Below are 2,682 nucleotides of genomic sequence, written 5' to 3' on the forward strand. Positions count from 1 at the left end.
GGGCGGCCGCGCGACGGGAGCGGCGGCGGCCCCGGCCGCGTGCGACGGCGGCCTCGGCCTCCGCGGCGCTGGAGTACAGCTCCTCGTCCGGGGCGAACTCCGCGGGAGGCTCGGGCGCCATCGCCGGCGCGACGGCCTGCGGGGCCGGCTCGGCCTCGGTCACCGGCGCCTCCACCGCGGCGGCCGCGGCCTCGGGCTGGTCGGCGCCGCCGCGGCCGCGCTTGCGCGCCCGCTTGCCGCCACCGCCGCCACCGGCCGTGGTCGGCTGCTCCATGTGGACGATGACGCCGCGCCCGTTGCAGTGGACGCAGGTCTCGGAGAACGACTCCAGGAGTCCCTGGCCGACCCGCTTGCGGGTCATCTGCACCAGGCCCAGCGACGTGACCTCGGCGACCTGGTGCTTGGTCCGGTCCCGGCCCAGGCATTCCAGCAGCCGTCGCAGCACCAGGTCCCGGTTGGACTCCAGCACCATGTCGATGAAGTCGATGACGACGATGCCGCCCAGGTCGCGCAGCCGGAGCTGGCGCACGATCTCCTCGGCCGCCTCCAGGTTGTTCCTGGTGACGGTCTCCTCCAGGTTGCCGCCCTGGCCGGTGAACTTGCCGGTGTTGACGTCGACGACGATCATCGCCTCGGTCTTGTCGATCACCAGCGAACCGCCGGACGGCAGCCAGACCTTGCGGTCCAGCGCCTTCATGAGCTGCTCGTCGATCCGGTACGTGGCGAAGACGTCGGTCTCGGACGTCCAGCGCTGCAGCCGGTCCGCCAGGTCGGGCGCGACGTGCGACACGTACCCGTGGATGGTCTCCCACGCCTCGTCGCCGCTGACGATGACCTTCGAGAAGTCCTCGTTGAAGATGTCGCGGACGACCCGGACCGTCATGTCGGGCTCGCCGTACAGCAGGGTCGGCGCGTTGCCGTTCTTGGCCTTCTTCTGGATGTCCTCCCACTGCGCCTGCAGACGCTCGACGTCGCGGCGCAGCTCGTCCTCGCTCGCGCCCTCGGCGGCGGTGCGCACGATGACGCCCGCGTCCTCGGGGACGATCTTCTTGAGGATGGTCTTCAGCCGGGCGCGCTCGGTGTCGGGCAGCTTGCGGCTGATGCCGGTCATGGAGCCCTCGGGCACGTACACGAGGTAGCGGCCCGGCAGGGAGACCTGGCTGGTGAGGCGGGCGCCCTTGTGTCCGATGGGGTCCTTCGTCACCTGGACGAGGACGGACTGCCCGGACTTGAGGGCGCTCTCGATGCGGCGCGGGCCGTTGGCGAGGCCGAGCGCCTCGAAGTTCACCTCACCGGCGTACAGGACGGCGTTGCGGCCCTTGCCGATGTCGACGAAGGCGGCCTCCATCGACGGCAGCACGTTCTGGACCTTGCCCAGGTAGACGTTGCCGACGTAGGAGGTGGTCTGCTCCTTGTTGACGTAGTGCTCGACGAGCACGTTGTCTTCCAGGACGCCGATCTGGGTGCGGTCGCCGTTCTGGCGGACGACCATGACGCGCTCGACGGCCTCGCGGCGGGCCAGGAACTCGGCCTCGGTGATGATCGGCACCCGGCGGCGGCCCTGCTCGCGGCCCTCGCGGCGACGCTGCTTCTTCGCCTCCAGCCGGGTGGAGCCCTTGATGGACTGCACCTCGTCGGAGGGCTCGGTGCTCCTCTCCCGGGCGGGCCGCGGTTCGCGCACCTTGACGACGGTGCGGACGCCGTCCTCCTCCGCGGCTTCGCCCTCACCGGAGGGCTCGCCGCTGCGGCGACGGCGACGGCGACGGCGGCGGGAGCTGCTGGTGCCGGCGGCGGCGGGGGTGACCTCGTCCTCGGCGGACTCCTCCTCCTGCTCGCCTTCCTCGGCCTCGTCCGCCTCGTCCTCCGGCTCCTCGGCCTCCGTCTCGGCGGACTCCTCCGCGTCCTCGGCGTCCGCGGCCTCGCCACGGCGGCGGCGTCGGCCGCCGCGACGACGGCGGCGCGACGGGCGCTCCTCGAAGTCGCCAGCCTCCGCTCCGGTCTCTTCGGCGTCCGCCTCGTCGTCGGCCTCGGCCTCGTCCTCGGCGGCCGCGGGCTCGGCGGCCCGGGCGGGCTCGGGGGCCTCCGCACGGCGGCGACGGCGACGGCGGCCGGTCTCGGGACGCTCCGCGGCGGGCTCGGCGACGACCGGCTCGGGCGCGGCCTCGGTCTCCTCCTCCTCCTCGGCGGCCTCCACCGCGGCGGCCTCCGCAGCGGCGGCGGCAGCGGCCGTCTCGGGCGTCTGGAACATCGGCTCGGCGAAGACGGGCGCCTGGAACACCGGCACGGCGGGCCGTGCGGGCCGGCGGGACCGGCCCGACTCCGCGCCCTTCGCCGACTCGGCGGTGAACTGCGGGGTGGACACCCGGCGGCGGGTGCGGCCGCGGGTGGCGGCCTGCTCGGCTGCGGCCACGTCCGCCCCGGCGGTGCCGGTGGTGATCTGGGCGACGGTGTCGGCGGGCAGGCTCTCGCCTCCCTCGGTGGCGGCCTCCTCGTCGTCCTTCGGTTCCGCCGCGGGGGCGGCAGCGGCGGGCGCGGCGGTCTTGCGGGTGGCACGGCGGCGCGTACGGGCCGGCGGCGCGGCCTCCACCGGAGCCTCCGCGGCCTCGGCGGCCTGCTCCACCGCGACCTCGGCCGGCGCCTCCACCACGGCCTCGGCCTGGACGCCCTCCGCGGCGGGCGCGG

1 protein-coding gene is annotated in these 2,682 nt (G+C 74.8%); it reads right to left on the reverse strand.

Annotated elements, in window-relative coordinates; translation table 11 throughout:
* A partial coding sequence (locus BJP40_RS18730) for an Rne/Rng family ribonuclease (protein ID WP_079171279.1) occupies positions 1–2,682 on the reverse strand: 2,682 nt, incomplete at both ends.

Source organism: Streptomyces sp. CC53, from assembly GCF_001865245.1.
Classification (GTDB): Bacteria; Actinomycetota; Actinomycetes; order Streptomycetales; family Streptomycetaceae; genus Streptomyces.